The organism is Rathayibacter rhapontici (assembly GCF_001995175.1).
Lineage (GTDB): Bacteria > Actinomycetota > Actinomycetes > Actinomycetales > Microbacteriaceae > Rathayibacter.
Genome location: NZ_MUKN01000032.1, coordinates 1 through 24286 on the forward strand (window position 1 = coordinate 1; position 24286 = coordinate 24286).

A 24286-nucleotide genomic window follows, 5' to 3' on the forward strand; every position below is an offset into this window, starting at 1 on the left:
GCCGTGGTGCCGGCCCCCGTCCCGACGGCACCCGCGACAGCTGTCCCGTCCCCCGTCCCGACGACGACGGAGCCGCCGCGCCCGATACCGACGGCATCGATCCCAGCGACCCCGACCCCCGCACCGACACCGACACCGACACCGTCGGCGCCGACCCCCGCTCCGACGGGTCCGCCGCCGACCGCACCGCCGACGGACACTCCTCCGACCCTCGCCCTGACCGCCGACCCCTCGGGGAGGCTCCTCCCCGACGCGCACGGCACTGCCGCTCCGGAGGCGGTCGTGACCGTCGAGGACGCGACCACGGGTGCGGCCCGCGCCTCGACCCGCGCCGACGCCGACGGCGCCTGGTCGATCGAGCCGCTGCCCCTCCCTCCGGGCGCCACGACGATCGTCGCCGTCTCCGGCGGGCGCAGCACCCCGCTGACCGTCCGGCTGCAGGCTCCCCGACCGCTCGCTCCACCGACGGCGAGCGCCGGCGACGGCGTCCCGCTCGTCGTGCTGTCGGCGACCGGACAGGTGGACGTGCTCGTCGACGGCGTCCTCCGGCGGAGCGTCCCGGCGCGGGCTCCGGGGTTCACGGTCTCACTCGACCTCGCCGGCGGCGAGCACCGCATCGGCGTGCGGTACGCCTCCGCGGACGGCCGCTACGGGGCCGAGGCGACCACGCGGGTGCGCGTCCTCCAGGACGCGCCCGCCAGCAGGGCCACGGCCAGCACGAGTCCCGCCGCGTAGACCACGGCGGTGCTCTCGAGGCCGAACGCCCCGTAGACGACCGAGCCGACGAGCGCTCCCGCTCCGATGCCGGCGTGAACGATGCCGTGTAGACCGCCGTCGCGGTGTCGCGGATGAGCGGATCCGCCACCTGCAGCAGCCGTGTCTGCAGCAGCGAGGGCAGCACCCCGAACGCCACTCCCCACACCGTGAACGCGGGCAGGGCGAGCAGCGGCTGCACCGGCGCGAGGTTGAGCACGACGGACGACACGAGGACGACGCCCAGCGCGAGCAGGAGGGCGGCGACCGGGCGGCGGGTGACCGCTCGCGTGCCGGCGATGACGAGTCCGACCGCTCCGGCGGCTCCGTAGACGAACAGCAGCGGCGACACCGCCCCGGCGGGCGCCTCCATCCGCTCGGTCGCGAAGGGGACGAGATAGGTGGTGAAGGCGTAGTGGCCGGTCATCGCCACGGCGACCGCGACGCACAGCACGGCGACCGAGCCGACGCCCCGGCCGGGCCGCAGCGCCTGGATCGATCCCGTGGTGGTGGTCGGGACGGGAGTCTCGACGCCCGGGAGCACGCGGAGGACCAGCAGGACCCCCAGGGCCATCAGCCCGGCCACGATCAGGAACGACACCCGCCAGCCGACGAGCTGCCCGAGCGCCGTGCCCAGCGGGACGCCGAGGACGAAGGCGAGCGTGCCGCCCGCGAAGGTCACCGCCACCGCCCGGCCGAGGTCGCGCGGGCGGACGAGGCGGGCGGAGTAGGCGCCGACGACCGCCCAGAAGAGCCCGTGCCCCGCGCCGCCGACGATCCGGGCGGCGATGAGGAGGGGGTAGCTGGGCGCGAGCGCCGTGGCCACCGTGCCCAGGGTCAGCACGACGAGGACCGCGATCAGGAGGGTCCGCCTGGGCACCCGACGGGTGAGCAGCGCCAGCGGAGTGCTCGAGAGCACCACGGTGAACGCGAAGACGGTGACGAGGAGACCCGCCTGCGCCGGGGAGACGCCGAAGGACGCACCGAGCTCCGGGAGCAGCCCGGTGGGCATCATCTCGGCGGTGACGGAGAGGAAGATCACGCTCGAGAGGACGAGGAGCGGCGGCCAGGGGAAGCGGTCGCGAGCGGTCGGGGGCGCGGTGCGGACGGGGAGGACGGGTGAGGACATCGGAGTGCTCCGAGAGGCGAGTCCTGCCGCGGCGGCGGCCCCGCTCGAGGCGGTGGCGGCCCGAGGGCGGGGGATCGGCTGCGCGCCGTCGTGCGCGCCCGGGGCCGCGGGGAGTGCCGACGACCGCTGCCAGCCTACCCGCTGGCCCGGGGAGGGGTCCAGGACGGGCGGCTCCTGGCCGTTATCCTGGGCGGATGCAGTCCGACCCCGCCGCGCCCGCCTCCGACCTGCCCGTGCCCGCCGGCACCGAGTTCGGCGAGGCCGGCGATCGAGGTCCCGGCAACCACTGGACCCTCACCTTCGCGTGCCCGGACCTGCCCGGCATCGTCCACGCCGTCTCGGGCGCGGTCGTGCACGCGCGCGGCAACATCACCGAGAGCCAGCAGTTCTCCAGCGCCGACACCGGTCGCTTCTTCATGCGCCTGCAGGTCGAGTCGCCGGTGACCCGCGAGGAGTTCGAACGGGCGCTCCAGCCCATCACCGAGCACTACGGGATGACCTGGCGGCTGGACGTCGTCGGGCGGCCCCTCCGGACCCTGGTGCTGGCCTCGACGGCGGCGCACTGCGTCAACGACCTGCTGTTCCGCCAGCGCGCCGGGCAGCTCGCGGTGGACGTGCCGCTGATCCTCTCGAACCACGGGGCGCTGCGCGACCTGGCCGAGTTCTACGGAGTGCCGTTCGAGTCGCGCGCGGTCGTGTCGCCGGAGTCGAAGCGGGCGTTCGAGGAGCGGGTCGTCGAGGTCGTCGAGCAGCACGACATCGAGCTCGTCGTGCTCGCGCGCTACATGCAGATCCTCTCCCCCGAGCTCTGCGCCCGTCTCGCCGGCCGCGCCATCAACATCCACCACTCTTTCCTGCCCGGCTTCAAGGGCGCGAACCCCTACAAGCAGGCGCACGCACGCGGCGTGAAGCTGATCGGCGCGACGGCCCACTTCGTCACGAGCGACCTCGACGAGGGACCGATCATCGAGCAGAACGTGGTGCGCGTCGACCACTCGCACTCCCCCGCGCAGCTCGTCGCGATCGGTCAGGACGAGGAGAGCCGCACCCTCACCCAGGCGGTGAAGTGGTTCGCGGAGGACCGCGTGCTGCTCGACGGGGCGCGCACGATCATCTTCAAGTAGCCGAGCCTCCGGCCGCCGCCGGTTCGGCGGGCGCGGCCCGGCTCAGCGGCAGCCTAGCGGCGAGCGCCAGCGGGATCGCGAGGACGGCCAGGACCGCGAGCTCGACGTCCCGCTGGTCCGGGGCGACGAAGGAGAGCACGAGCTCCGGGGCGACCATCGCGACGACGACGACGGAGTAGCTCGCCGCGATCCCTGCGACGACCAAGGCTGTCGCGAGGACGAGGGCCGCGATCGCGTCCCGCGCCACCCCGGCGATGCCGCGGGACGGGAACGCCCCGCACAGTGCGGGGGACCGAGGACGGCGAGGACCGGTGCACCGGGCCCCATCCAGCCGTTCGTCGTCGCCGCCGCGACGAGGACCACGAGGCCGAGGACGCAGGCGAGCGCCAGGAGTCGAGCCGGCGCCGTCCGCCCCGCCAGGGCCAGACCGGCGGCGACCGCGAGACCCGCCGCGACGAGGACCGTCGGATTCGAGAAGGGTCCGAGGAAGCCCTCGGAGAGGGGGCCTCCGCTCCACGAGACCGTGACCGCGTAGAGGAGGGCGAGCACCGCCGCGACGACGAGTGCAGCGGCCGTCGTCCTCCGACGGTCGCTCCGACGCCAGGAGTGGTGCGCGATGCCGTCGATCACGAGGTGCAGAGCCTCACCACGAGCGGGGTGCTCGCGGCCGTGGGCCTCCGCGTCGTCGAGGAGCATCCCGAGCACGACGTCGCCGTGCTCGCGCCGCCAGTCCTCCGGGTACCAGCGGAGGAGGCGGCGGTAGCTCCGCTCGGCGCTCATGCCGTCACTCCCTCGGGCCGCTCGGACAGGCCCGCCCGCGCCTGCTCGACCATCGTCTCGAGGCGGCCGAGTTCCGCAGCGAGGGCCGCGGCTCCGGCGCCGGTCAGCCGGAAGAACCGCCGCAGCCGTCCGTCCGACACCTCCTCGCCGTCGACCGCCACGAGCCCGTCGGCCGCGAGACGCTCGAGCGCGGAGTAGAGCGTCGGAACCTTCAGCACCGCCTCTCCGGAGGAGAGCTCGCGGGCCTCGGCCAGGATCGCGTAGCCGTGCCTCCTCCCCCGCGACAGCACGGTCAGGATCCAGAACGCCGTGGGCGGGAGAGCAGGTGTCATGATCGCGAGAGTACTCTTGTGACGAGAATAGAGGAAGCTCGAGCGACGACGGCGGCGTCACTCCCCCAGGGTGATGGCGCGGAGAGCGCGGACGTGCGAGTCGAACGCGGCGGCTCCGGCCCGGGTCAGCGACACCCACGTCACGCGCCGCGAGTCGCTCCGGGCGGAGGACGAGCTCTTGACGCTGCTGGTGAAGCCGGCGTCGGCGAGGACTTTCAGGTGCTTCGAGAGCGTCGCGTCGCTCACTCCGAGAGTGTCGCGCAGGACGCCGAAGTCGACCCCGTCGCCAGCGCGCAGCAGGCCGCAGATGCGCAGCCGGAGCGGTGCGTGGATGACCTCGTCGAACCGCGCCTCAGCGAACACGCCGCATCCGCTCGCGAGCCGCGGCGGTGAAGGCGAAGGTGGCGCCGACTCCGACCGCGAACGCCACCGCCGTCGGCAGGGCCACCCAGCCGCGCAGATCGAACGAGGCGAACCCGAGGGCGACGCTGTAGAGCGCAAGCACCAGGACGAGCGCCGCCCCGGTGAGCAGCCACGGCATCGCGCCGAGGCGTCCGAGCGCGACACCGGTCGCGCGACGGTAGGCCCAGAGCAGCACGGCACCGAGGGCGAGCGCGGGCAGGATCCCGCCGGGCAGGTCCTCGCCGGCGGCGGGGCGCACCACGAAGAGTGCGGCGACCACGCCGAAGCCGATGCCGAGCCACCAGGGGGTGCGGACACGGTCGGCCAGACGGGCGCGGTCAGCGGACAGCTCGCGGAGGATGTCATCGTTTTCCATGGTGGAAAGTCTTACAGAGACTTTCCGAGAGGGCAAGAGACTCTCGAACTCCGCCGAGGCGGGCCCGTTAGCATGGTCCGCGTGAATTCAGCGAGAGCGACCGCAGCGGACCGCGACCCCCGGATCGGCCCGAACGCCGTCGTGCGCTTCGTGCTCGAGCTGTTCGCCCTGATCACCTTCGGCCTCTGGGGCTTCAGCAGCTTCGATGTGCCGCTGAACGTCGTCGTCGGCATCGGCGCTCCCGTTCTCGCCGCTCTCGTCTGGGCCCTCTTCCTCTCGCCGCGCGCCGTCCTCGCGATCGACGTCTACGGCCGCTCCCTGATCGAGCTCCTCGTCTTCGGAGCCGCGGCGCTCGCCTGGCTCGATCTCGGGCAGCCGGTCGTCGCGATCGCGTTCGGCGTCGTCGCGATCGTCTCGGGCGTCATCGCGGGGCGCCGCTCGATCTCCTAGCCGCGCCGCCGACGACGGACGGCCGCCCCGCCGCTCCCGGAGGAGCGAGCAGGACGGCCGTCGTGTCGAGCGGAGCGACTACTCCGCCGCGGTCTCCTCACGCAGCGCCACGGCGCGGCGTCGGACTCCCGTGATGACCGCTCCGGCGCCGATCAGCGCCAGCGCGGCGGCTCCGAGGAGCCCTCCCTGGAACCCCGTCGAGGGCAGGTGACCCGGTCCACCGGTGCCGGGCAGGCCCGGTCCGGAGGTCGGCGCCGACGTCGGCACGGGGCCCGCGGTCGGACCGGCGGTCGGAGTCGCCGTGGGCTCCGGCGCACCGGTGGGCGCAGGGGTCGCGGTCGGCTCGGCGGTCGGAGTCGCGGTCGGCTCAGCCGTCGGCGTCGCCGTCGGCTGCGGTCCGGGCGAGACGTCCTCGGTCACGTCGACGCTCACGAGCGTCGCGAGTCCCGACTCCGCGTAGGCGATGCGCCCGAGGTACTGCGCGGGGCCCGCCAGATCCGACCAGGAGACCGAGTAGGACGTGGGCTCGCCGAGCACGGCGTCCACGGTCTCGGGCTCGGTGGTGAGCGAGCCGAGGCCGCCCTCCTCGGTGACGACGAAGCTGCGCAGGTCGAACGCGACGGTGTCGTCGGATCCGACGGCGTAGATGTCGGCGGTCACCCGGTAGGTGCCCGCGTCCGGCGAGTCGAGGTCGACCCGCTCGTCGGCCGACGCCGTGGCCGAGACGGCCTCGCCCACGGGCTCGCCCTCGGAGTCGAGCAGCTCGACGTACAGGTCCAGGTCGGACGTGTCGTCGATCGCGTCGAGGTCGAAGCGCGCGAAGGTCGCGCCCTCGGGCACCTCGATGCTCGTCACGAACGTCTCACCCGCGGGCAGGACGCCCGAGTGCCCGTCCTCGGCCGACTCGTCCTCGGCCAGCACTCCGCGGGCCAGACCGGTCGGGGAGAGCGGCAGCGCACCGTCGATGCCGGGCGTGATCGTGGCGGTCGTGGATCCGGTCGAACCGGAGCCGGAGACCTCGAAGGGCGCGTCGAGCAGTACCGGGCGCACGGCCACGGGGCTGCGCACCTCGTGCTCGGCGCTCGTCCACGTCAGGTAGCCCGTCGCGAAGTCGGCGAGCTCGGCGTCCTCGGTCGTGAAGGTCACCGTGTACTCGGCGCTCTCTCCCGCCGCCCCGAAGGACAGCGTCTGAGGCGAGACGACGGCGTCGATGCCGGGCATGTCGATCGAGGCGGTGTAGGCGCCGGGACCGGTCGAGGTGACCGTGCGGGTGACCGTCTGCGTGCCCGCGAGCGAGCCGATGGCGATCGAGGGCTGGTTGAGGTCGGACGGGTCGATGGCGTCGACCGCGAAGTCGGGGTCGAACACGTAGCCCGCGCCCTTGAGGAACGCGATCCAGTCGGTCGGGCCGCTCTCGTAGAGCAGTCCCGGGTCGAGGAACGCGGTCGGGTCGACGTGCCCGGCGCCCTGCGCGAAGACGTCGGTGGAGGGGTTCCCCGCCTGGTCGACGCTGTCGTACGCGGTCGTCATCATGGCCGACTTCACGGCCGACGGGGAGGCGGTCGGAGAGACGCCGAGGATCAGCGCGGCCAGTCCTGCCACGTGCGGCGAGGACATCGAGGTCCCCGACTCGAACGCGAAGGCGGGGTCGTCGCCCTCCTCGTTGAAGGAGTCGGCGAGGATCGCGACTCCGGGAGCCGTGAGGTCGGGCTTGAGCACGTCGCTGCCGTCGGCCTCGGCCGGACCGCGCGACGAGAAGCCCGCGACCTGCGGGACGGGGATCTCGGCGCCCGTGAGGTTGCCCTCGCTGAGCTCGACGGTGGCGCCGTCGGTGGAGGCGTACTCGGTGATCGCCTCGTAGGCCTGGGAGTCGATCTGGATGGTCGGGACCGAGTGGTCGTCGACGTGGAGCGCGTTGGGGGTCGGGTTCAGCAGCAGCATGCCGACGCCGCCGGCCCGCTCGACCTCGGCCGACTTCGAGACGCGGGCGGTGGTGCCCGCGGTGCAGGCCACGACGGTGCCCTCCACCTTCTCCGGGTCCAGCGTGCCGGGCGCGCAGATCTCGGGCGTCTCGGTGCCGGAGCGCACGACTGCGGCGCTGTTCACCAGCGGAGCCTCCAGGTCCTCGTGGACCGAGATGGAGCCGCCCACGAACGCCTGGCCGTCACCCAGGGTGGCGGTCGCGGTGTAGGAGGGGATCGAGGAGGCGGCGACCGTGGTGTACCACGGCGAGGCGTGGTCGAGGGTCGAGTCGCCGGGGCCGGAGTTGCCCGCCGAGGCCGCCACGAAGACGCCCGCCGCCGCGGCGTTCAGGAACGCCTCGTCGTAGAGGGTGAGCGTGGAGGTCGCGGAGCCGCCGCCGATCGAGAAGTTGATCACGTCGACGCCGTCCTTCACGGCCGCTTCGATCGCACCGAGGATGCCGGGGCCGGAGCAGAAGTCGTCGTCATCCGTGCCCTCGACGTCGCCGTTCCAGCAGACCTTGTAGGCCGCGACCTTCGCCGCCGGGGCGACACCCGAGATGGTGCCGTAGTCGTAGCCGTCGACGCTCGCCTCGACGTCCGCGTTGCCGGCGGCGGTGCTCGCGGTGTGCGAGCCGTGCCCGTCGGCGTCGCGGGGGGAGAGGAACTCGGGGTTGTCGTCCGAGCCGACCTTCTCGGACTCGCCGAGGAACCAGCGCGCACCGATCAGCTTCTGGCTGCACTCGTCGCCGTCCCACTGCTGGGAGGAGTCGGAGCCGGTCTCGCACGCTCCGACGAACTCGCCGCCGTCGGACTTGCGGTAGGTGATCGTCTCGCCGTCGGTGTACGGCGCCGCTCCGGGCGACGTGGCCAGGGGCGGTCCGTCGAACGAGGGGTTCTCGGGCGCGATGCCGGAGTCGATGACACCGACGACGATGCCCGCGCCCGCGGCGTCGACGCCGCCGACCGCGTTCCAGACGCCGTCCTCGCCCTCGAGGCCGAGGAAGTCGGTCGAGCGCTGCTGCCCGGTGTCGAGCACGGGAGTCCCCTCGCCCGGCTCCGCCATGACCAGCGGAGCGGTCTGCGCGGCTCCGGGGGCACGGTCGAGGGTGAGGTCCTCGATCTCGCGCACCTGAGCGACGTCCTTGCGGTTCGCGAGCACGCTCGCCTGCGCGGCGGTGAGGGTGGCCGAGAAGCCGTTGAGGGCCACCGTGTAGTGGTAGCCGATCCGCGCGTCGACGGCGGCGGCGACGGCGTCCTGGCGCTTCTCCAGGTGCTCGGCGTAGTCCTCCACCGGAGCGGAGCGGGCCTGCAGCTGCGCACCGGCGTCCGGGGCGGTGCGGGCGAAGCGGGCGTCGGTGCCCTCGTACGTCGCGGCAGACGGCTCGACGAGGGTGACGACGTAGTCGCCGTCGTCGAAGCTCTGCAGCGACGAGAGGCCGCCGACGAGCGAGGCGCTCCCGATCACGGGGGCGGCGCTGGCGCCCGTGGCGGCGAAGGCGGCGGAGGCGGCGACGCCGAGGACGGCGAGACCCGCGAGGATCCGCCTCTCCGCGCGTCGGACTCTCGGTGGGTGGAAGGGCTGGATCGGCAAACGAAGTCCTCTACTCGCAGTCGCTGGGAACCGGATCGGTTCCCGCATAGAAACGACCCTACGAACTCGATTGCCGGGCTCTGTTACGAACAGGTAACGAAGTACCCGGAAGGGTGACGCTTTCCGTTGGCACTCTCCGGGGTCGAGTGCTAAATTCGAGGCAGTTGAGTCGAGCCGACTCAACTCGAGATTCATCCGTTGCCAGACCGAATGGAGTGATTCCCATGGCCGTCACCTACGACCCCGTCCGCGAGCTCGACCGCTTCGCCTCCGCCCTCTTCGGCTCGGGCCAGGGCCCCCGCCGCATGCCGATCGACCTGTACCGGGACGGTGACCACTACGTGCTCACCGCCGATCTGCCGGGCATAGACCCCGGTTCCGTCGATGTGGACGTCGACGGGCAGCTGCTCACGATCCGCGCGCAGCGCACCGTCGCGAGCGGCGACGGAGTCACCTGGATCACCCGGGAGCGCCAGTCGGCCACCTTCGTGCGCCAGCTGAGCTTGGGCCAGGGCGTCGACACCGAGCGCATCTCGGCGTCGTACGACAACGGCGTGCTGTCGGTCACGATCCCGGTGTCCGAGAAGGCGCGCTCCCGCAAGATCGAGGTCGTCTCGACCTCGCACCCCGAGCAGGTGCAGCTGAGCGAGGCGCACTCGGAGTAGCTCGGACCCTCCGGCGGGGCGGCCTGCGCGAGCGGCCGCCCCGCCGTCACGTGCGGCGGCACCGCCGTACGCTGGCACCATGCGTGCCACGACTCCCGACGCCGCCGTCGGACTCCTGCTCCCCCGCGACCTCCCCGCCTCGCAGGTCCTCCCCTATGCCCGCCGCGCCGAGGCCGCGGGCTTCGACGAACTCTGGGTCGTGGAGGACCTCGGCTTCCGCGGCGGCATCGCCCAGGCCGCGGCCGTCCTCGCCGCGACCGAGCGGATCGTCGTGGGCATCGGCATCCTGCCCGCAGCGGCCCGCACCGCCGCCTTCACCGCGATGGAGCTCGGCACGCTCGCCGAGCTCTTCCCCGGCCGCGTCCACGCCGGCATCGGGCACGGCATGCCGCACTGGATGCGCGGACTGCGCATCTGGCCGGCCAGCCCGCTCACGCTCCTCGAGGAGCAGTTCGACGCCGTCCGCTCGCTGCTCTCGGGCGAGGAGACGACGCGCGACGGCCGCTACGTCGCGGTCGACTCGCTCCGCCTCGAGACCCCGCCGGCGGTCCTCCCGCCACTGCTCGCCGCGTCCGCGGCCCCCGCTCGCTCGAGCTCGCGGGCCGCATCGCCGACGGCGTGGTGCTCGCCGAGCCGGTGACCCCGGAGTACCTCGCCGCCGCCCGCGGGCACCTCGGCACGACGGGCCGCGTGGTCGCCTACAACGTGGCCGCCGTCGACGACGACGCCTCGGCGGCGCGCGACCTCGTCCGCCCGGGGCTGGAGTGGATCGGCGAGCCGGACTGGGCGCCGCACATCGACCCGCTGCCCTTCGCCGCGGAGTTCCGCGCCCTGCGGGAGCGGAGCATCGATCGGGCGGCCTTCGTGCGCGACCTGCCCGACGAGTGGGTCGATCAGCTGGCCGTCGTCGGCACTCCGTCGTCCGCCCGTGCGCGGATCGCGCAGCTCCACGACGCCGGCGCCGCGAGCGTCGTGCTCATGCCCTCGGGGCCGGATGCGATGGCGGCCCTGGATCGGCTCGCCCGCGTGCTCTGAGCACGTCCGGACCCCGGGAACGCGGTCGGCCCGCGGGATCCGAGGATCCTGCGGGCCGATGCGTGCTCTGCGAGCCGGAGGTCAGGCCGACATGCGGGCCTTGAGGTTCTCGTCGAGCGTCGCGAGGAACTCCTCGGTCGTCTGCCAGCCCTGGTCGGGGCCGACGAGCAGCGCGAGGTCCTTCGTCATCTTGCCGGACTCGACCGTCTTGATGACGACGTCCTCGAGGGCCAGCGAGAAGTCGATGAGCTCCTGGTTGCCGTCGAGCTTGCCGCGGTGCGCGAGACCGCGCGTCCAGGCGTAGATCGAGGCGATCGGGTTCGTCGAGGTGGGCTTGCCCGCCTGGTGCTGGCGGTAGTGGCGCGTGACCGTGCCGTGCGCCGCCTCGGCCTCGACGACGCTGCCGTCGGGCGTCGAGAGCACGGAGGTCATCAGGCCCAGCGAGCCGAAGCCCTGCGCCACGGTGTCGGACTGCACGTCGCCGTCGTAGTTCTTGCAGGCCCAGACGTAGCCGCCCTCCCACTTCATGGCCGAGGCGACCATGTCGTCGATGAGGCGGTGTTCGTAGGTGAGGCCGGCGGCGTCGAAGCGCTCCTTGAACTCGGTCTGGAAGATCTCCTCGAAGATGTCCTTGAAGCGGCCGTCGTAGGCCTTCAGGATCGTGTTCTTCGTCGAGAGGTAGACCGGGTAGTTGCGGGTCAGGCCGTAGTTCAGCGACGAGCGCGCGAAGTCGCGGATCGACGCGTCCTGGTTGTACTGGACCTGCGCGATGCCGTCGTCGGGGGCCTTGTAGACCTCGAACTTCATCGGCTCGGAGCCGTCCTCGGGGGTGAACTCGACGGTGAGCGTGCCCTTCCCCTTGAAGACGAAGTCGGTGGCGCGGTACTGGTCGCCGAAAGCGTGGCGGCCGATGATGATCGGCTTGTTCCAGCCCGGCACCAGGCGCGGGATGTTCGAGATGATGATCGGCTCGCGGAAGATCACGCCGCCGAGGATGTTGCGGATGGTGCCGTTGGGCGACTTCCACATCTTCTTCAGGCCGAACTCCTCGACCCGCGCCTCGTCGGGCGTGATGGTCGCGCACTTGACGCCGACACCGTGCTTCTGGATGGCGTGCGCCGCGTCGATCGTGACCTGGTCGTCGGTCGCGTCGCGGTGCTCCATGCCGAGGTCGTAGTACTCGAGGTCCACGTCGAGGTACGGGTGGATGAGGGTGTCCTTGATCTTCTGCCAGATGATCCGCGTCATCTCGTCGCCGTCGAGCTCGACGACGGTTCCCTCAACCTTGATCTTGGACATTGCTCTCCCATGGTCTCGTGAAGCGCCCCGCCTCTGCGCGGGACGGGCGGCTCTCGGCCGCGTCACACGGCCTCAGCCAGCTTACCCGAGGGGCCAACTGTCTCGACGTCGAGAGAGTTCCCGGGAGCGGCCGGGTCGCCTGACGACACCTCGTCCGCCCGGAGGATGCTGCCCGCCGACCGGCCCGCTAGATTGACCGCATGAGTGCACTGCGTCTGGAAGAGCTGTCGGCCTCGAACATCTCCGCCGTCAACGGCCTGAGCCTCAAACCCGGCCAGGAGCAGTTCGTCGCGCCGGTCTCGTACTCCGCGGCGGCAGCCGTGATCGATCCCGGCGCCGCCTGGCAGCGCGCGATCCTCGACGGGGACGAGCTCGTCGGATTCATCCACGCGCACTTCGACGAGAACGCCGCGGAGGAGTTCCGCAGCTGCATCTGGCGCATCAACATCGACGCGGCGAAGCAGGGCCGCGGAGTCGGCACCTTCGCCGTCCGCGCGGCCGCCGACGAGGCGCGCAGCCGGGGCTTCGACACCCTCACCGTCATCTGGGAGTCCGGCGAGGACGGTCCCGACCAGTTCTTCCGCTGGGTCGGCTTCGAGGTCGTCGGCGAGACCCCGTACGGCGAGAACATCGGGGCTCTGACGCTCTGACCCCTCGGGATCCTCGCGACGGGACGTCCGAGCGGATCGACTCCGAGCCCGAGGGCGCGCCCGACTTCGTCACGGCCGTTCTGACCGTCGTCGAGTCGATCCCGCCCGGCCGCGTCATGGCCTACGGAGACGTCGCCGCGGTCCTCGGGACGCGCGCCGCCCGCGCGGTCGGCACCGTGATGGCCCGCTACGGCTCCGACACCGCGTGGTGGCGAGTCGTCCGCTCCGGCGGAGCCCCTCCGATCGGCCACGAGGACCGCGCCCGGGTGGAGTACGAGCGGGAGGGCACCCCCCTGGTCGAGACGCCGACCGGCTACCGCGTCGACGTGCGGACCGCCCGCTGGAGCGGTCCGCACGCGGGCGCCTGGACCGACGAGCCCGCCGGCCCCTAGACCAGCGAGTCCCGCCAGGCCGCGTGCAGCACGGCGAAGCGGCCCTCCCCCGCGATGAGGTCGGCAGGAGTCCCGTCCTCGACGATCCGCCCGTGCTCCATCACCAGCACGCGGTCGGCGATCGCGACCGTCGACAGCCGGTGCGCGATGATCACGGCGGTCCGGTCGGCGAGCAGCGTCTGCAGACCCTGCTGCACGAGCCGCTCGCTGGGGATGTCGAGCGAGGACGTCGCCTCGTCCAGGATGAGCACCGCCGGATCCGCGAGGAACGCGCGCGCGAACGAGATCAGCTGGCGCTGCCCGGCCGAGACGCGGCCGCCGCGCTTGTTCACGTCGGTGTCGTAGCCGTCCGGCAGCGACACGATGAACTCGTGCGCCCCGACCGCCTTCGCGGCGCCCACGATCTGGTCGTACGTGGCCGAGGGCCGGCCGATCGCGATGTTGTCGGCGACGGACCCCGAGAAGAGGTACGCCTCCTGCGTCACCATCACGATCGCCCGACGGAGGTCCTTCGGGTGCAGCTGTCGCAGATCGACGCCGTCGAGCGTCACCACTCCGTCGGTCGGGTCGTAGAAGCGCGAGAGCAGCTTCGCCAGCGTCGACTTCCCCGCCCCGGTCGATCCGACGAGGGCGATCGTCTGCCCCGCGGGGATGTCCAGGTCGAAACGCGGCAGGATCTCGCGATCCGCCGTGTACGCGAAGCGGACGCCCTCGAACCCGATGCGTCCGCGCGCCTCGTAGAGGTCGATCGGGCGCGCGGGGTCCGGCACGCTCGGCTCCTCCGCCAGGACGCCCGAGATCTTCTCGAGCGCCGCGGCGGCCGATTGGTAGGAGTTGTAGAACATCGCCATCTCCTCCATCGGATCGAAGAAGCGGCGCGTGTAGAGCAGGACCGCCAGCAGGGCCCCGATCTCGAGCCCGCCGTCGAGAACGCGGATGCCGCCCAGCAGCAGGACGACCGCGACGGTCACGTTCCCGATCAGCACGAGACCGGGATCGAAGGTCCCGAAGAGGGCGAACACGCGTTTGTAGGTGACGCGGTAGCGCTCGACCAGGTCTCCGAAGACCGACTCGTTGCGCTTCTCCGTGCGGAAGGCCTGCACGGCGCGGATGCCGGTCATCGTCTCGACGAACTGCACGATCAACCGCGACGACGCGACCCGCGTGCCGCGGAACAGCGCCTGCGACCGCTTCTGGAACCAGCGGGTCAGGATCGCGAGCGGCACGAGAGCGCAGGCGAGCACGAGACCGCTCGGCGGATCGAGCGACACGAGCGCGATGGCCACGAAGCCCATGTAGAGCGCGCCCTGCACGAGCTGGTTGATGCCCGAGTCGAGCAGCTCGCGGATCGAGTCGAGGTCGCTCGTCTGCCGCGAGATGATGCGCCCCGAGGTGTAGTTCTCGTGGAACTCGAGGCTGAGCCTCTGCGTGTGCAGGAAGACCCGCTTGCGGAGGTCCAGGAGGATCGCCTGGCTCACCCGCGCCGACAGCACCGTGTACCAGGCGACCAGGAGGGCGCCGGTGAGCCCGGTCAGGATGTACGCGCCGACCGCCAGCAGCAGCGGGGTCGCGTCGCCGTCGAGGACCGCGGGCAGGCCGTTGTCGATGCCGGCCGCGATCAGCGCCGGCCCTGCGACCTGCGCCGCCGTGGAGACCACGACCACCACCGCCGTCAGGATCAGGCGCACCCGCAGCGGACGCAGCAGCGATCCGAGGAGTCGCAGCGAGCGGCGGCGCATCGCCGCGGACTCCGCGCGCGTGAGGTCGTCGCGCTCCTCGAGGGAGCCGAGCGTGCTCATGAGGTCGTCTCCTGATCGATCGGGGCGGGCCGGGAGCCGACGCGCTCGGCGCCGGGGGCCCTGGACTGCTCGTCCTCCTCGAGGCTCGAGACGACGAAGCGGTAGTGGGGGCTCGTGGCCAGCAGCTCGCTGTGGGTGCCGACTGCGGTGACGCGCCCCTCCTCGAGGAGCGCGACGCGGTCGGCGAGCGCGACCGTGGACGGACGATGGGCGACGATCAGCGCGGTCGTGTCGCCGAGGACGCGGCGCAGGCCCGCCTCGACCCGGGCCTCGGTGTCGACGTCGAGCGCCGACAGCGGGTCGTCGAGCACCAGCACCGTCGGCCGCGCGGCGATCGCCCGGGCGAGGGCCAGCCGCTGACGCTGGCCGCCCGAGAGGCTCATCCCCTCCTCGCCGACCGTGGTGTCGAGGCCGTCGGGGAGGGAGTGCACGAAGTCGGCCTGGGCGATCCCGAGCGCCTCGAGCAGCTCCTCCTCGCTCGCCTCGGGCCGCCCGAGGAGCACGTTCTCGCGCACCGACGTCGAGAAGAGGGTGGCGTCCTCGAAGGCCATGCCCACGTGGGAGCGGAGCTCCTCGCGGCGCAGGCGCCGCACGTCGACGCCGTCGATCTCGATCGAGCCGGCGGTCACGTCGTAGAGGCGGGGAAGGAGCGCGGTCAGCGTCGTCTTGCCCGATCCCGTCACTCCGACCAGCGCCATCGTCTCGCCCGGCTCGACCTCGAGGTCGACGCCGTCGAGGAGGTCGACGGTGCCGTCGGGCGCGTCCTGGTAGCGGAAGTGGACGTTCCGGAACACGACCCGGCCGCGCGGCCGGGCGATCGTCTCGGGCGACTCCGGGTCGGTGATCGTGTTGCGGCTGTCCATCACCTCGAAGTAGCGGTCGACGGCGGTGCGCGTGTCGAAGGTCATCGACAGGAGGAAGCCGATCGACTCCACCGGCCAGCGCAGCACCGTGGCGGTGGCGAAGAAGGCGAACAGCTCGCCGACGCTCAGCTGCCCGTCGGCCGCGAGCCACACTCCGCCGAGCAGGCACAGCGCGAACGCGACGTCGGGGACCAGGAGGAGGATCAGCCAGATCCCCGCGATGGCCTTGGCCTTCGCGATCTCGGTGCCGCGCAGCAGCTCCGCCTGGCCGGCGAAGCCCTCGAGGGCGTGCTTGCCGCGGCCGAACGCCTTCAGCACGCGGATGCCGTGCACCGACTGCTCGACGGTCGTCGCGAGATCCCCCGCCTGGTCCTGACTGCGACGGGCGATGCTCGAGTAGCGCTTCTCGAACAGGAAGCCGTAGATCCAGACGGGGATCGAGCAGACGATGAAGAGCACGCCGAGGATCGGGTTCCAGTACACGAGCACGCCGAAGCCGACGACGATCGTCAGAGCGTTCACGACGAGCAGCACGAAGCCGAAGGCGATCCAGCGGCGGATCAGGCTGAGGTCGCTCACGGCGCGGGACAGCAGCTGCCCGCTCTGCCAGCGGTCGTGGAACGAGACGGGCAGGTCCTGCAGGCGCTGGTAGAGCGCGGTGCGCATCCGGGCCTCGACCCGCGTGCTGGGCGTCAGCACCATCCTGCGGCGCAGGGCGATCGCGACGGCCTCGAGCACGCCGAGCCCGAGGACCAGCAGCACGGGTCCGATCAGCGGTCCGAGGTCACCGGAGCTCGCTCCCTCGGTGAGCGGCCCGTCGACGAGGCGCTGGAGGACGATCGGGATCGCCAGCGAGACGAGGCTCGCCACGAGGGCGACCACGATGCCGAGGCTGAGGCGCGGCAGGGTGTCGCCGACGAACGGCAGCAGGCGCAGCAGCACCTTCAGCGTGCTGGGGCGCTGGACGGTCGGGGACGACTGTGCGGACGGGGAGGAGGGTGCGGACACAGGAGTGCTTTCGCGGCGAGGAGCGGAGGGCGCTGTCGGGCGCCGGAGAGGACGAGTGCCGCGGAGTCCGGCTCCGGGCAGCCTTGAAGGCTATACCCGGCCTCGCGGAGGTGTCCACCCGGCGCCGGCGCGGATCCCCCGTTCGCGCCTGCGGTCAGCGGACGCGGACGGAGAGGCAGGTCACGCAGCCCTCCAGCTTCTCGAACTCCGAGATGTCGACCGCGACGACGGTGTAGCCGAGCCCGCGGAGGAGCTCGGCGCTGCGGGGCGCCGACGCCGCCATCAGCAGGGTGTCGTCGTCGAGCACGAGACGTGCGCGCCGGGCTCCTCCGGCATGGGAAGGAAGGAGGGGAAGAGCCGCGGCTCGTCGACGACCGGTTCCCAGCCGATGACGGTGCCGTCCGGGAGCGCCGTGACCGCGCTCTTGAGGTGCAGCGCCTTCGTGAGCGGCACCGCGACCACCGTCCAGCCCAGCGGGCGGAGGATCGAGCGCAGCGCCGCGACGCCCTCGGCGTTCGTCCGACCGCCGCGGCCCACGTAGACGGTGCGGCCGATCTTCAGCACGTCGCCGCCGTCGAGGGTGGCGGGCGCCTCCAGGCGGTGCACGGTGAGGTCGAGGGCGCGCGCCGCCTCCTCGGCACCGGCGCTCTCGCCCCGGCGCGACTCGGCACCCGAGCGGGCGAGGACGGCGTGCGAGCCGAACACGACCACCGCGTCCTCGACGAAGACGGAATCGGGGTGGCCCGGCGCCGTGGCGGCCTGGACCGTCTCCCATCCGGCGGCCTCGAGGGCGTCGACGTACTCCTCCCACTGCGCCTCGGCCGCGACCTGGACGACGGGCACGCGCTCGAGGTGGGTGAGCTCTCCGTCGCCGAGGTCCGGTGTCGGCTGGCGGATGATCGCGATGCGGCGCGCGGGCGCCTCCCGCTCCTCCCGTCGCGGCGCCTGCGCCCGCAGGACCCGGCGACCGAGGGTCGCGGCGGCGAGGGTGAACGCCACCACGAAGAGGAGGTTCAGGCCGCCCAGCGTCGCCAGGATCGACATCCAGACGGTCCCGTCGATCGGGGCGCCGCTCGCGGACGCCTGCACGAGCGTGCCGGACAGCCCCCCGACGACTCCCGCGAGCAGTCCCGCGAGCGCCGCGGTCCACCGGCGTGCGAGCAGTCCGGCGACGGCCAGGACCGCCAGCACCACGAAGGCCAGGACGGTCGAGAGCAGGAAGTAGGCGTTCACCTGCGCCAGCGACGAGGGCTGCAGCTGGTTGCCGACGAAGAACGCGAGCAGGTTCGCGCTGTGCGCCGCGACCGCCGTGGCCGCCGCCGCGGCGACCGCCGGCAGCACCCTCCGTCCGAGCGAGGGGGCGGTCGAGGAGGCGGGTGTCGAGTCGGTAGGCATCCGCCGACCCTACGCGGTCTCCTCCACTCCTCCCCGACCGCCCCCTCGCCCCCTCTCAGCCACGCCGACGCGACTCGCAGCACCGTCCCCCGTCTCCCCCACGAAGCACCGCCGTGCCCGCACCTCCCGACCGGCCGCTCACCGGGCCCCATCCCCTGCCCGAGCACCGGATCACGACCACTCGCTCCCGCCCCCGACCCGACTCGGAACGCCCTCCACCCACCGCCCGGACCGCGACCACTCCGGGCTCCCGACAGCAACGCCGGCCGCCCACAGGACTCGACGCCCGCAGGCCGAGTACATGTCACGTCGACGCCCGCAGGGCGAGCACACGACAACTCGACGCCCGCAGGGCGAGGACACGACAACTCGACGCCCGCAGGGCGAGGCACCCCCGACGTCCCGGTAGGCCCCGACCGCGGTGATCCCGACAAGTCGATGCCCGAAGGGCGAGCCCACTCAGCGGGAATCGCGTGCCAGCGATTCACGCGGCGGGCGACGCACCCCGCTCCCTGGAACGCACCCCGTCGCGAACCCGACCGCGCCACGCCGCGCGAGGAGCGGCGTGGAAGAAAACACCCACTGAGCGCGAAGCGCTCAGTGGAAGAAGTGCCGCTCCCCCGTCGTGTACATCGTGATCCCGGCGCGCTTCGCCGCGTCGATGACCTCGGCGTCGCGCACGGATCCGCCGGGCTGGACCACGGCCTTCACTCCGGCGGCGAGGAGGACCTCGAGGCCGTCGGCGAAGGGGAAGAACGCGTCGGAGGCGGCGACGGAGCCGGGGGCGCGGTCGCCGGCGCGGGTGACCGCGAGGTGGCAGGAGTCGACGCGGTTGACCTGGCCCATGCCGACGCCGACGGAGGCGCCGCCCTTGGCGAGGAGGATCGCGTTGGACTTCACGGCGCGGCAGCCTTCCAGGCGAACTCGAGGTCGAGGAGCGTGTCGGCGTCGGCGGCCTCGCCGGCGACGAGCTCCCAGCCGGAGCTGACCTCGCCGGGTCCGCCGGTGAAGCGGTCGGGCTCCTGGATCAGGACGCCGCCCGAGATCTGCTTGAACTCGGTCTCGACGGGGGCGTAGAAGGACGGCAGCTGCAGCAGCCGCAGGTTCTTCTTCGTCTTCAGCACCTCGAGGGCTTCGGGCTCGAAGGCGGGGGCGACCAGCACCTCGGTGAAGATCTCCTTGACCGTCTCGGCCATGGCGAGGGTGACAGGCCGGTTCGCGGCGATGACGCCTCCGAAGGCCGACACCGGGTCGCACTCGTGGGCGCGGCGGTGCGCGGAGGCGATGGGGTCCAGGGCCTTCGTGCTCGCGATCGCGATGCCGCAGGGGTTCGCGTGCTTGATGATCGCGACAGCGGGGAGGACGAAGTCGTAGGCGGCGCGGACGGCCGCGTCGGCGTCGACGAAGTTGTTGTACGACATCTCCTTGCCGTGCAGCTGCTCGGCCTGGGCGATGCCGGTGCCGTCGGGCGAGACGTAGAGAGCGGCCTTCTGGTGCGAGTTCTCGCCGTAGCGGAGGACCTGCTTCAGGGTGCCGCGGATCTCGACGGCGCCGCCGAAGCCGGAGCCGTCGCCCTCCTGCCCGGCGAACCAGGCGGCGACGGCGGAGTCGTACGAGGCGGTGTGCGCGAAGGCGCGGGCCGCGAGGGTGCGGCGGGCGGCGAGGGTGGTGCCGCCGTCGGCGAGGGCGGCGATCACTCCGGAGTAGTCGGCCGGGTCGACGACGATCGCGACGTTCGCGTGGTTCTTGGCCGAGGCGCGGACGAGCGCCGGGCCGCCGATGTCGATGTTCTCGACGACGGTCGCGGGGTCCGCTCCGCCGGCGACCGTCTCGCGGAACGGGTACAGGTTGACGACGACGAGCTCGAACGCGGCGATGTCGAGCTGCTCGAGCTGCTCGCGGTGCGAGGCGAGGCGGACATCGGCGAGGATCCCGGCGTGCACGGCGGGGTGCAGCGTCTTCACGCGGCCGTCGAGCGACTCCGGGAAGCCGGTGACCGAGGAGACGTCGGTCACGTCGTGGCCCGCGTCGCGGATCGTGGCGGCCGTCGATCCGGTCGAGACGAGCTCGACACCGGAGGCGGCGAGCGCCGCCGCGAGCTCGAGGAGCCCGGTCTTGTCGCTGACCGAGATCAGTGCTCGGCGGACGGGGACGACGTCGCGGTCGTCGTAGCTGCTGGGGTCGTGGGCGGTGATGCTCATGCTCGGGCGAGCTCCTCGAGATCGACGGTTCCGTGGGCGATGTCGAGCACCGTCTGCACCAGCAGGCGTCGCTCGATGGTCTTGATGCGCTCGTGCAGAGCGTGCTCGCTCTCGCCGGGGAGCACGGCGAGGCTCTCCTGGGCGATCACGGGGCCGGTGTCGACGCCGGTGTCGATCACGTGCACGGTGACCCCGGTCTCGGTCGCGCCGGCCGCGAGCGCGTCGCGGACGGCGTGGGCGCCGGGGAACAGCGGGAGCAGGGCGGGGTGGGTGTTGATCATCCGGGGGCTGAGGGCGTCGACGACGACGGGAGGGAGGATCCGCATGAATCCCGCGCACACCACCAGGTCCGGCTCCCACTCGCGGATGCTCGCGAGCAGCTCCTCGCCCCACGCGTCACGGGAGGCGAAGGAGTGCGGGGTGACGGTGAAGGACGGGACGTCGAACGCCTCGGCGTGCCGCAGCCCCTCGGCGTCGGTGTCGCTGCCGACGGCGACCACGCGCGCCGGGAAGCGGTCGTCCCGGGACGCCTCCAGGAGGGCGCGGAGGTTGGAACCGCCGCCGGAGATCAGTACGACGAGCTTCAGCACTGCGCAAGTCTAGGGGGAGGCCTCCGCCCGGGACCACCGCGCTCAGTCGCGCGAGGGCTTGCCCGCGGCGAGGCCGAGTCCGGCGGCGAGAGCGAGCTCGAGTGCGGCGATCGCGCCGACGACGAGTGGATCCGGACCCACCTCCGCGAGTCGCCCCGGGCCCGCGGAGCCCGCCGCCGCCCAGGCGAGCAGCCCGAGGACGACGCCTCCGACCACTCCGGTGCCGGCCGCCGCGACGGCCCCCCAGCGCAGCAGCGGTCGACCGTCGAGCGCCTCGATCAGCGGGCGGCGGACGCGCCACCCCGCGAGGAACCCGGCGAGGATCGGGACGAGGAGTCCGAGGAACCCGAACGGCAGGTCTCCCTGCGGCAGGGCGCCGAGGAACGGGATCGACGGCACGGGACCGAGCAGGGTCCCCGCGGGTCCGACCGACGAGCCCGCGCCGAGGGCGAAGCCCGGCCCGATCAGCCAGCTCGCCGCCCAGATCACGAGGTCGGGCACGAAGGCGAGCTGCCCGAGCGTCAGCACCAGGCCGCCGAGCGCCTCCGAGCCCAGGCCCTCGTAGAGCGCGACGACCGACGTGTACCCGACGACGAGGAGCACGGCGACGAGTACCGCGGCCGCACCGACGACGCCGGCCGCCGCCAGCGCTCCCGCTCGCAGCGATGCGAGCACCAGCGGGAGTGCGGGATCCGGCAGCCGGGCCGCCGCGTCCGAGACGAGCTCGCCGAGGCGGTCCCTCTCGCCGCTGCGGGAGGAGTGCAGGACCGCGCCGATCGCGACGCCGAGGCCGAAGACGAGCGGCGGCAGCACCGTGCCCTGCACCGGGGCGATCGTCGCGGCCTCGGTGGCGGAGCCCAGCGTCACCAGGAAGGCGATCGCGAGGTAGGTCGCGATCGCCACCGTGAATCCGATGAAGCGGAACGGCGACTCCTGCGCCCGCCGGCCGGTGCGGGCGCCGAGGAGGATCGCGAGCACGGCGAAGGCGAGGGGCGCGATCGTGACGGTGAAGGCGTCCGCCCCGCCCGGCAGCCCCAGAGCGAGAGCCGACTCGGGAGCGAGGCTCGCCCGCAGGTCGGCGCCGTGGCCCATCAGCCAGGAGTCGGCCGCCAGGCGCCAGAACACGGCCCAGTCGACGGCCGTGTCGTACTGCACGGCCCACAGCACGGTGAGCGGGACGAGCGGGATCGCGATTCCGAGGAGAGCCGAGAGCGCGGCGTCGAAGGCGGCGAGGAGGGCGACGGTGATCCGGTTCATAGGCGCGACGAGCCTACCGGCGGGTCGGGGTCCGGCTGCGGCGCCGCGCGCGTCCCCACGCCCTCGGGCCCGGTCGATGCGATGCCGCGCGCTCCGGTCGCCCGGCTCGGAGGATCTGCGGCTGCTGGTCCTGCTGCTGCAGCGCCCGGAGCGCGGCCGGCGCGATCGACGGCGTCCCGCCGGCTAGCGCTCGGGGGCCCAGCCCAGCTCGGGCGCGATCCGCTCGGCCACGGTTCGCAGGATCCGGCGGTGCGACTCCACGCCGCCCACCGCCGGGAGAGTCACCGTCAGCGCGTCCGCCTCCGCGAGGGCCGGATCGGCGGCGAGCGACGCGACGATCTCCTCCGGCGAGCCGACGTGCAGCGGGCTGAAGCGCATGGGGGCCGCGATGATCGAGCGGTCGGCGGTGCGCGGAGTGCCGTCGTCGTTCATCCGCGCGAGGTAGCCGTCGATGAAGGGGCGGTGCGCGCGCTCGTCGGCGTCGTCCAGGAGGGGCAGGACGATGCGCCCGGCGGTGACCCTCGACGTCCGCTCCGGATGCGCGGCGCGGAACGCCTCCCGGTAGGCGCGGATCTGCACCGCCTGCTGCTCGGCGAACGGCAGTCCAGTCTCCTCGGTGTTGAGGGTCGAGACCTGCAGGTGCATGCCCTGCTCGCCGGCGCGCACCGCGGAGGAGACCGTGCCGGCGCCGTACCAGATCCGGTCGGCGAGTCCCGGGGCGTGCGGATGCTGGATCAGCGGATCGCCGACCGGTACCGACATCAGCGCCGACTCCGCGATCCCGAGCACCTCGCCGGACAGGGCCTCCCGCAGCCGACGGATCCGCTCCTGCGCCTCGGCGCGGAACTCGCCCTCGCCCTGTCCGAAGACGCCGTCGAAGACCGACGCGAGGTGCGCGAATCCGCTGCTGACACCCAGGTCGAGACGGCCGCCCGACAGGAGGTCGACGGTCGCGGCGTCCTCGGCGAGGCGGATCGGCGCCTCGTACCGTGCGCCGATGACGGCGGTGCCCAGGCGGAGGCGCCGCGTGCGCTGCGAGGCGGCCGCGAAGAAGGTCATCGGAGAGGCCAGGAAGCGCTCGAAGTGGCGCACCCGCACCCAGCCGGTGCCGTAGCCGAGCTCCTCGGCGAGCTCGAAGAGGGCGAGCCCGTCCTCGAGGCTGCGCGCGGCGTCGCCCGGCTTCTCGGGCCCCTCCGGGTACGGGACGAAGGTGAGGAAGTCGAGGCCGGGTCTGCGGGTCACACCGCGACGGTACTCCGGAACGCGCGAACGGGCGGGATCGCTGCCTGAGCAGTGGATCCCGCCCGTTCGGACGCGCCTGTGGAGGCTAGAGCGAGGCGTAGACCTCGCGCAGCAGCGCGGCGGTCTCGGACGGCGTCTTGCCGACCTTCACGCCCGCGGCCTCGAGGGCCTCCTTCTTGGCCTGCGCGGTGCCCGCGGAGCCCGAGACGATCGCGCCGGCGTGGCCCATCGTCTTGCCCTCGGGAGCCGTGAAGCCCGCCACGTAGCCGACGACAGGCTTGGTGACGTTGGCCTTGATGAAGTCGGCCGCGCGCTCCTCGGCGTCGCCGCCGATCTCGCCGATCATCACGATCGCCTTGGTCTCGGGGTCGGCCTCGAACGCGGCGAGCGCATCGATGTGCGTCGTGCCGATGATCGGGTCGCCGCCGATGCCGATGGCGGTCGAGAAGCCGAGGTCCCGCAGCTCGTACATCATCTGGTAGGTCAGGGTGCCCGACTTCGAGACGAGGCCGATGGGGCCCTTGCCCGTGATCGTCGCGGGGGTGATGCCCACGAGCGACTCGCCGGGCGTGATGATGCCGGGGCAGTTCGGGCCGATGATGCGGGTCTTGTTGCCCTTCTCCTGCGCGTACGCCCAGAACTCGGCCGAGTCCTGCACCGGGATGCCCTCGGTGATGACGACGAGGAGGCCGATCTCGGCGTCGATCGCCTCGATGACGGCGTCCTTCGAGAAGGCGGGTGGGACGAACGCGATGGAGACGTCGGCGCCGGTGGCCTCGATGGCCTCCTTGACGGTGCCGAAGACGGGCAGCTCGACGTCGCCGTGGGTGACGGTCGTGCCGGCCTTGCGCGCGTTGACGCCGCCGACGATGTTGGTCCCGGCCTTCAGCATCAGCGCGGTGTGCTTGGTGCCCTCGCCGCCGGTGATGCCCTGGACGATGACCTTGGAGTCCTTGGTGAGGAAGATCGACATGCTTGTTCTCTGATTC

Annotated in this window: 20 protein-coding genes and 2 pseudogenes; 6 read left to right on the plus strand and 16 right to left on the minus strand. The window is 72.6% G+C overall.

The features are described 5' to 3' along the window. Positions 1-577: 577 nt before the first annotated feature. Positions 578-1882: an MFS transporter gene (locus tag B0T42_RS11435; RefSeq protein WP_139344491.1), complete on the minus strand. Its 1305-nt coding sequence runs from the start codon at positions 1880-1882 to the stop codon at positions 578-580. 194 nt (positions 1883-2076) lie between these two features. Here B0T42_RS11435 and purU point away from each other — a divergent pair, with 194 nt between their 5' ends. Next, complete coding sequence (gene purU / locus B0T42_RS11440) at positions 2077-3006, plus strand: formyltetrahydrofolate deformylase (RefSeq protein WP_077223260.1); 930 nt, start codon at positions 2077-2079, stop codon at positions 3004-3006. Here the strand turns inward: purU and B0T42_RS19540 are convergent. From B0T42_RS19540 to B0T42_RS21335, 4 genes are all read right to left on the minus strand, one after another. Next, positions 2999-3253 (minus strand): hypothetical protein, encoded by a 255-nt coding sequence (locus tag B0T42_RS19540; protein ID WP_139344492.1) that lies wholly within the window; start codon positions 3251-3253, stop codon positions 2999-3001. The two genes, purU and B0T42_RS19540, sit on opposite strands and share 8 nt — an antisense overlap. 529 nt (positions 3254-3782) lie before the next feature. Further along, positions 3783-4118 (minus strand): PadR family transcriptional regulator, encoded by a 336-nt coding sequence (locus tag B0T42_RS11450; protein ID WP_077223262.1) that lies wholly within the window; start codon positions 4116-4118, stop codon positions 3783-3785. A gap of 57 nt (positions 4119-4175) precedes the next feature. Further along, positions 4176-4481, minus strand: coding sequence for a transcriptional regulator (locus B0T42_RS21330; RefSeq protein WP_236720243.1), 306 nt, complete (start codon positions 4479-4481; stop codon positions 4176-4178). Next, complete coding sequence (locus B0T42_RS21335) at positions 4471-4896, minus strand: hypothetical protein (protein WP_236720244.1); 426 nt, start codon at positions 4894-4896, stop codon at positions 4471-4473. Before B0T42_RS21335 ends, B0T42_RS21330 begins: the two co-directional genes overlap by 11 nt. 81 nt (positions 4897-4977) lie before the next feature. Between B0T42_RS21335 and B0T42_RS11460 the strand changes: the two genes are divergently transcribed. Continuing rightward, entirely contained in the window at positions 4978-5346 is a 369-nt protein-coding gene (locus B0T42_RS11460) for a YrdB family protein (protein WP_236720245.1), read from the plus strand. Positions 5347-5424: 78 nt separating this feature from the next. Here B0T42_RS11460 and B0T42_RS11465 read toward each other — a convergent pair whose 3' ends face one another. Beyond that, positions 5425-8901 (minus strand): S8 family serine peptidase, encoded by a 3477-nt coding sequence (locus tag B0T42_RS11465; RefSeq protein ID WP_094742746.1) that lies wholly within the window; start codon positions 8899-8901, stop codon positions 5425-5427. Positions 8902-9125: 224 nt separating this feature from the next. Here B0T42_RS11465 and B0T42_RS11470 point away from each other — a divergent pair, with 224 nt between their 5' ends. Both B0T42_RS11470 and B0T42_RS11475 read left to right on the plus strand, forming a co-directional pair. Continuing rightward, positions 9126-9566, plus strand: coding sequence for an Hsp20/alpha crystallin family protein (locus tag B0T42_RS11470; RefSeq protein ID WP_056866559.1), 441 nt, complete (start codon positions 9126-9128; stop codon positions 9564-9566). Between the two features lie 79 nt (positions 9567-9645). Beyond that, a pseudogene (locus B0T42_RS11475) lies at positions 9646-10601 on the plus strand (LLM class flavin-dependent oxidoreductase). Positions 10602-10682: 81 nt separating this feature from the next. Here the strand turns inward: B0T42_RS11475 and B0T42_RS11480 are convergent. After that, on the minus strand, positions 10683-11900 hold the full coding sequence (locus B0T42_RS11480; RefSeq protein ID WP_077223266.1) for an NADP-dependent isocitrate dehydrogenase: 1218 nt from the start codon (positions 11898-11900) through the stop codon (positions 10683-10685). A gap of 200 nt (positions 11901-12100) precedes the next feature. Here B0T42_RS11480 and B0T42_RS11485 point away from each other — a divergent pair, with 200 nt between their 5' ends. Next, positions 12101-12550, plus strand: a complete 450-nt coding sequence (locus B0T42_RS11485; protein WP_077223267.1) for a GNAT family N-acetyltransferase — start codon at positions 12101-12103, stop codon at positions 12548-12550. Positions 12551-12585: 35 nt separating this feature from the next. Next, positions 12586-12942 (plus strand): MGMT family protein, encoded by a 357-nt coding sequence (locus tag B0T42_RS11490; RefSeq protein ID WP_094742747.1) that lies wholly within the window; start codon positions 12586-12588, stop codon positions 12940-12942. Here the strand turns inward: B0T42_RS11490 and B0T42_RS11495 are convergent. The 9 genes and pseudogenes from B0T42_RS11495 to sucD form a co-directional block, all read right to left on the minus strand. Continuing rightward, positions 12939-14741: an ABC transporter ATP-binding protein gene (locus B0T42_RS11495; protein WP_077223269.1), complete on the minus strand. Its 1803-nt coding sequence runs from the start codon at positions 14739-14741 to the stop codon at positions 12939-12941. The two genes, B0T42_RS11490 and B0T42_RS11495, sit on opposite strands and share 4 nt — an antisense overlap. Then, a complete protein-coding gene (locus tag B0T42_RS11500) occupies positions 14738-16612 on the minus strand; it encodes an ABC transporter ATP-binding protein (RefSeq protein WP_077223270.1) in 1875 nt (624 codons plus the stop codon). Before B0T42_RS11500 ends, B0T42_RS11495 begins: the two co-directional genes overlap by 4 nt. 154 nt (positions 16613-16766) lie before the next feature. Beyond that, the gene (locus tag B0T42_RS22325; protein WP_342418236.1) at positions 16767-16919 is read right to left on the minus strand and encodes a hypothetical protein; all 153 of its coding nucleotides are present in this window, start codon (positions 16917-16919) and stop codon (positions 16767-16769) included. Then, on the minus strand, positions 16895-18007 hold the full coding sequence (locus B0T42_RS11505; protein ID WP_342418237.1) for a dimethylarginine dimethylaminohydrolase family protein: 1113 nt from the start codon (positions 18005-18007) through the stop codon (positions 16895-16897). Before B0T42_RS11505 ends, B0T42_RS22325 begins: the two co-directional genes overlap by 25 nt. A gap of 597 nt (positions 18008-18604) precedes the next feature. Beyond that, positions 18605-20208, minus strand: a pseudogene (gene purH / locus B0T42_RS11510) (bifunctional phosphoribosylaminoimidazolecarboxamide formyltransferase/IMP cyclohydrolase). Continuing rightward, the gene (gene purN, locus B0T42_RS11515) at positions 20205-20798 is read right to left on the minus strand and encodes a phosphoribosylglycinamide formyltransferase (protein ID WP_077223271.1); all 594 of its coding nucleotides are present in this window, start codon (positions 20796-20798) and stop codon (positions 20205-20207) included. The pseudogene purH and the gene purN overlap by 4 nt, the downstream one beginning before the upstream one ends. A gap of 42 nt (positions 20799-20840) precedes the next feature. Then, entirely contained in the window at positions 20841-22055 is a 1215-nt protein-coding gene (locus B0T42_RS11520) for a cell division protein PerM (protein WP_077223272.1), read from the minus strand. Positions 22056-22238: 183 nt separating this feature from the next. After that, positions 22239-23297 (minus strand): LLM class flavin-dependent oxidoreductase, encoded by a 1059-nt coding sequence (locus B0T42_RS11525; RefSeq protein WP_158078107.1) that lies wholly within the window; start codon positions 23295-23297, stop codon positions 22239-22241. 85 nt (positions 23298-23382) lie between these two features. Beyond that, positions 23383-24270: a succinate--CoA ligase subunit alpha gene (gene sucD / locus B0T42_RS11530; protein WP_055787509.1), complete on the minus strand. Its 888-nt coding sequence runs from the start codon at positions 24268-24270 to the stop codon at positions 23383-23385. Positions 24271-24286: the final 16 nt, after the last annotated feature.